This is a genomic window from Geomonas sp. (assembly GCF_056994735.1).
Genome location: NZ_JBXKJL010000373.1, coordinates 1 through 6138, shown reverse-complemented (window position 1 = coordinate 6138; position 6138 = coordinate 1). Strand labels below are relative to the sequence as shown.

3 protein-coding genes are annotated in these 6138 nt (G+C 63.9%); all 3 read right to left on the bottom strand.

All coding sequences use genetic code 11. The features are described from left to right. On the bottom strand, positions 1–742 hold a 742-nt coding region (locus AC11W3_RS16165), incomplete at its 3' end, for a hypothetical protein (RefSeq protein WP_484093353.1). 8 nt (positions 743–750) lie between these two features. Next, positions 751–1347, bottom strand: coding sequence for a DUF1318 domain-containing protein (locus tag AC11W3_RS16160; protein WP_484089492.1), 597 nt, complete (start codon positions 1345–1347; stop codon positions 751–753). After that, positions 1337–5602, bottom strand: coding sequence for a hypothetical protein (locus AC11W3_RS16155; RefSeq protein WP_484093352.1), 4266 nt, complete (start codon positions 5600–5602; stop codon positions 1337–1339). The genes AC11W3_RS16160 and AC11W3_RS16155 overlap by 11 nt, the downstream gene beginning before the upstream one ends. Between the last annotated feature and the right edge of the window lie 536 nt (positions 5603–6138).

Sequence of the window (6138 nt, the reverse complement as noted above, 5' to 3'; positions counted from 1 at the left end):
CGCTCTCCCAGACGGGGTAAAGGTCGCGGTCCGCTCCGCCGGTGATCTCTTTGAGAGCGCCGCTTTTTTCATTCCAGAGCCAGAGGTCGCCGCCGGGGTCGTCCTTTCGGGAGACGAAGACCCAGCCGGCGCCGTCCGGGGAAGGCGCGGCAAAGCCGGCATCGATGCCGACCGGGAGCACGGAGCTTTTCAGCGTCCGGTAATCGAGCCGCACCAACTCGCGCTGCTGATCGCCAGGGGCCTGCCGCTGGTAAACGATCGCGCCGCCGTCGGCCGTGAAGACCGGGGCGTCGTCCGCCGCATCCGACCCGGTCAGCCTGCGCGGCTCTTTGGCTCCCGAGGCGAGATCGAAGAGCCAGATATCGCCCTTCACGTCGTCACGGGCATCGACGTAGGCGAGGAGGCTCCCGTCCCGGTTCAGCGCAGGGGCGGCCAGACGCACGGGAGAGACCAGGAGCAGCCGGGGGAGGAGCTGCGGGTTACCCACCTGGTGCAGCCAGAGCTCGTTGCTGTCGTCGTCACCCTTTTCGACCGTGGCGATCCAGCGCCCGTCTGCCGAGCGGGCGGCATAGGAGATGGAGCGTGAGGTGAAGATGGCCGGCTTCGGCGCGATCTCCGGGCGCGAGCGGGGCGCCGGTCGCGGCGCCGCGGGCGCCAGCAGTTCATCGCCCAAGGGAGTGGCGTGGACGGCCGCCGCCGTGAGGAAGACGGCGAGAAGCGAGAGGCAAGATTTCATTGCCACCGCCGGTCTCATCGGGTGCTCCACGAGCCGTCTTCCGCCTGGACTTTGGTCCCGGCCGCGCTGTTCTGCCGGTTGATCCTGGCGAAGACTTTCCTGATCGCCGGGAGATCCTTGGAGGTGAAATTCTCATTGGTCTGCACCACCCGCTGCATGAGGACCTCGCGCGACCGGTTCACCTCCTCGACGACCTGGCGAAACTCCGGCTCCCGGTAACGGGCGGCGAAGGCTTGCAACTCGGGGGTGATGACCTTCGGGATCTCCCGCGGGAAGGTCGTCAAAAGCCCCTCCCGGTTTTCGCCGACCCAGCCCAGACGCTTGAACGATTCCAGATCGTCGGCATGGAAGGCGATCGTCTCCATGGCCTTGGTCGCCTCCTGCTGTTCGGGGGAGCGGCGGGGGGGCTCCTCGATCTTGCCGGTGGGGGAGATGCCGCGCACCGAGGCGACCAGCAGCAGGTCCTCGCTCAGGCTGTTGTAGGTCCCCAGCACCTGGTTCTCCAGCGAGGTCCGTTCGCTGACGACGTTCACGTCGACCTTGGCCAGGGTGCAGCCGGCGGTTATCAGCAGCGCGGTAAAAAGGCATGTCGAACGTCTTCTATTGCTCATGTCCCCTCCTGACCAGGGAAATTTCTCCGTTGCGTCCAACTACGATGGTGTCGGCGCGTACCAGATCGAGACCCTTGCGCGCCGCGGTGATCCCGGCTATGGTTCCCGCCAGTTGTTTTTTCAGCGCCAGCTCCGACAGCCTGATCCGATCTACCTTGGGCAGGGCCAGATCGATCCCCTTCACCCGCACCTCTCCCTCCATGCTGAAGGCGCCATCCCGCGTGCTCGCCCGCAGTCCTTTCAGGCTCCCCAGCCGCAGCATCTTGCGCTGGGCCACGATCTGCTCGTTTCGCTCATACGGATCGAGACTGAACAGTGCTCGCTCCAGGGTGTCGGCGCCGATCTTGCGGAGGTTGATCCGCATCCTGTTCCCCTCCAAAAGCTCGCGCTCTCCCGTCGCCAGCGGGACCGCCAGCGAAAGCTCGCCCGTTATCTGCGTCTGGCGGCGGTCCGTCCGGCTGCTCTTACGGGTCTCGGGGGATAAGAGCAGGAAGGTCTCGAGGTTCGAGAACGAGCAGTCGGCGGAAAGAGCCGGCACCTCGGGTTTCAGGTCGATCAGACCGCGCAGGCGCATGGTTCCGCCCAAAAGCTCGGTCTGCAGGAAGGTCACCCCCATCGTTTCCGTGGTCAGCATCAGGTCCCCTTCCAGCGAGGTGAGATCGACCGGGACCCCTCCGCTCGTGACCGCTATTCTTTTGATATAAAACCTGCGGCTCCCGACCTCCTGCCCCTGCAGGTCCTCGCGCACCCGGCTGACAATTTCAGGGGCGCCGCCGGCACCGAACTGTTCGGGGGCGGGGCGCACCAGGGAAGCCGAAAGGGGCGTCCAGCCGGCAGTGGACCGCCTGGCCATGGCATAGCTGCGGTCGACGAGAAGCTCGCCGCGCATGCCTTCGATCGTGGTGCCGTTTGAGAGGCGCGCCCCGAAATCGCGCGTTTTGGCGCTGGCGCTGATCTTGAGGTCCCGCCCCCCCACCAGGTTGAGCCGGACGGTGCCGCTTAGGTCTCCGGACAATTTGGCGCCTCCCGGCACCGGCGTCGGGGTGGCCGGGAAATGTGCCGCGAACTCCGTGGTGACGGCCGCGTCCACGCCCTGCAGCAGGGAGGCCGCGCTTATTTTCGCCTGTTTCTCCATCAGGGTGTCGAGGCGGCTGATGGCGGCATCGGCCTTGTGGTTGATCCCGAATTGCTGCAGTTTCAACTCCTCGTGCAGCCGCGCGTTTTGCCAGTTCGTCAGCTGCCCGGAGAAGGAGAGGGTGCCGCTTTGCGAGGGGAAGGTCCCCGCGGAAGCGGGCACCCTGCTCAGGCCGGCAAAGGAGAGGCCGCCATCCAGGCTAATCTTCTCTGCCCCGCTGGAAACCACGACCCGGACCGGCGCTGACGTGCGCAGCTCGGTGAGGGAGAAGCTCCCGCCGGCAAGTGGATAGCTGATCGCGCGGTTGGCGAGGATCATGTCGATATCCGCACGCTCGACCATCGACAAATAGCCCTTGGCCGCGGCGAGGGGGTTCTTTCCAGGTGGAGGCGCTTTCGCCCCGGCCGGGAGGACCGACAGCGTCCAGGCCAGGGAACTCTTTCCTCCGGCGGCGACGCCTTTTGGGAGAAACGGGGCTGCCACGGGAAGGAGCCTGTCCAGGTCCATCCGGAGGGTGCCGTTGCTGACTGCTTTCTGAGGCGATGCGCCGGAGACGGACGCGGTTGCCTCCAGCGCTAGGAAGTCGCCTCCGCTCACGCTGCAGGCCGCTCGTTCCAATGAGGGCAACGCTCCCTTTTTCACCGGCAGATGAATTCCGGCTGCCGAGAGGTTCGCCACCAGTGGAACGCTGCCGGGACCTTTGCCGGGGCTTTTGCTGCCGACGGCCGCCCGCAGCAGCATCTCCAACTCGCCGTGCACATTACCCTGGACCCGGTCGACGGAAAGGGGAGCACCGCCAAGCCCCGGCTGCCGAATCCCCATGACAGTGACGGCTGCCGACAGCGGGATCGTCGCGAACGTTTCTCCGGTGGCGCTCGTAGCATGACGCGCGGCGTCCGGCGCGGAATTCGAATCCTGCTTTGCCGACTGGCGCGAAGCGGGTGATTGCGCTTTCGGCACAGCTTTGGGCGATCCACCCGATGCCGCCGGTCGGCCGATTTTCGATACCGGCATCGCCAACTCGCCGCGCAGGGCGCACTCCGCGCGCTCGACCGCAAGGGGGGCGCCTTTTTGTGCAGGGAGTCGGATTCCGGCGACGGTCGCGGTGACCGTGAGCGGGAGTTTGGCGAGAATTGTCTCGATCCCCGGCTTCCGACCGGACGGAACCTTCACCGACCGCGACTGTGAGACTTCTATTGCGCTTTTGAGAGTGCAGGCGACCCTCGCCACGGCCGGCGACGTCCCCTGCCGGGCGGGGAGGGTAATGCCGGCGGCCGTGACGGTGGCAGCCAGCGGGATTGCCGTGATGGTTTTCCCGGAGGAGAAGGCTTTAAGGGCGGCGGCGGTCAGCTCGATCCGCGGTGACGGCACCTCCATCTCCCCGTTCTTTTTCAGCAGGACTCGTGTCGCGAGAAGGCCGTGCAGCGTCTCGGCGTCCAGGGTGCCGGCCATTTTCACCCGGCGCACGTCGAGAACCTCCGTTACCTCCGCGTTCCCGGAGACCTTTCGAGGTGACGGACTCTTCAGGTCGAGGTCCGTTACCTTCAGTTGAACGCCCCCCCGTACTCCGTCGACGTTCATCTGCTCCTTTCCGGTCATTGCGGCTCGACCGACGGCGTAGGAGAGCGAGGCCGCAACGGCGGTTGGCTTGAACCCGGAGAGCGGCGCGGTCATCCGGTCGATGCCGAACTCGATTCCCTCGGCGGTGATTCCGCCGGCCGGCAATGCAAGCCGCAGGCGGGGGAGATTGAGGCCGAGCTTCGAGATCGCCACCACTCCCTTGTTTTTCCTTCCCGTGAGAAGGATCGAAACTTGGTCCAGCTTAAGCTCGCCTGCCAGCTCACGGACAGGAAATTCCGGCTTGGGCGGAGAGGACGGATTCGCGGCTGAAGCCGCTCCTGCGGGGCGCTTCCCTTTACGGTCGGCATTTGCCGACAGAATCGGCCCCGCGGCCGTGAAGAGGCGTCCGACATCGACCCTGGCGGGACCGAAGCGGGCGGAAAGCTCGCGATCCTTGCTGGAGGGACGATCGATGTCCGCTTGCCAGCCGGCTGCGAGCCAGTTGTCGACCGTCAGGCTGCCTCCGGTAAGGCGGACCTGTTGGCGCTTGAGATCGGAGCCGACCTTTTGCTTGAATTGCAGATCGAGAGGGCCGACCATGCCACGTGACGACCCTCCGCCGCCCATTGCGATGCGCGAGCCGGTAACCGCCAGATCGAGCTGGAGGGTGTTCGCGGCATCCACCTTCCCTTGCAGGTAGAGGGCGAGTTGTCCCTGCAGGGCTGGCAGGTTGGCAGGAACAAACGGGCCGGCGACGCTCATCAGCCGGGGGAGATCGAGCCGCGCCCGAGCGGTCAATCCCCCTGTCTCCTGCAATCCCCCTTGCAGCGTGACGGATGTTCCCGGCAGTGCAGCCTCAACCGCGATCAGCGCCCCAGCCGGATGGACGTGCCGGGCAGTCGTGACCAGCTTTTTCAGGTCCGCGGTGACCGATAGCGCCTCGATCCGGTGGCCGTCGACGTCCAGATCGCCGCGAACCTTGGCTGTCACCGGCCGATCCGCCAGCGACGGAACATCGCACACCAGTGACCCGTTGCTGAGGGTCACCTTTCGATTCGACTGCGGGTCACGGTAGGCGATCTTGACAGGATCGACAGCCAGCTTCAGCGAGAGATCGATCGGCAGCGGCCAATCCATGGCCTGGAACCGCTGGAGGGCCTCCGCTGCCGCCGTCAGCGGCTCTTTGTACGGAGCGGGCGGCTTGGGCGGACCGGGCGCCAGGTCGGCGTTGACGCCGCTCACCCGTATCTTGAGGTCGGCATGCATCCGACCGTCACGGTATCCGATCTTCGCGACGACGATCGCATCGCCGGCTGCCGCTTTCAGCATCGGAGCCTGTCCGGGCCCCAGCGCCAGTCCCTTGATCGACAGGCCATCCGACCAGGAAAAGACCAGTTCCGACCAGGAGACCTCCCTGTTGAGAGATTTGCTGAGGGAACTCCGGAGCATCGCCTGACCCGCCTGTGTCGAAAGGAGGGATGGCAGCGCCAGCACCAGCACGGCCAAGAAGAGAAAAGCGGCCAGAACGGCGAGGGCGCCGAAGAGCAGGATGCGCTTCAAACGAATTGTGCGGAAAAATTGAATTATCCGTGATGGCATCAGCTGTCCGTTCAAAATTATTTAACGATAACTATTACGATATCGCGCTATTGACAACAACTTTTTCAATAGCTGCCGTTGTAAAGATACCCATTGTCACTTTTAGACACGATTTCCAGCCAATCCTGCAACTTCAACAGCTGCCCCTGTCTGCGCCGTTACCAAAATCACTGCTAGTAGAAAATGCCAAACCCGATTAGTACCAATCTTCAGACCAGCTTCCAAAACTGTCATTCCCGAAGCGATTCTGATCGGGAATCCAGCTCCTGAACGACGTGAAATCTGGATCCCCGATAAGGGCATTCGGGGATGACAATCTCATAGCGGAAGATTAGCGCTAATTATGCCAAATGACTCCGGAGGATCATGTTTTCAGAGCCTCTTTGATTACAGGAAGCGGTTTGCATCTCTGGAGAGCCGCTCACAATGAAGAGGTTAGAAAAGCAAGGACGTTACGCTGAAGCACACCAGCCTTTCTTTTCTACTCCCTGAAGGTC

Coding starts and splice junctions, on each gene's coding strand:
- AC11W3_RS16160 (WP_484089492.1), bottom strand. CDS start 1,347: ATGAGCAATAGAAGACGTTCGACATGCCTTTTTACCGCGCTGCTGATA.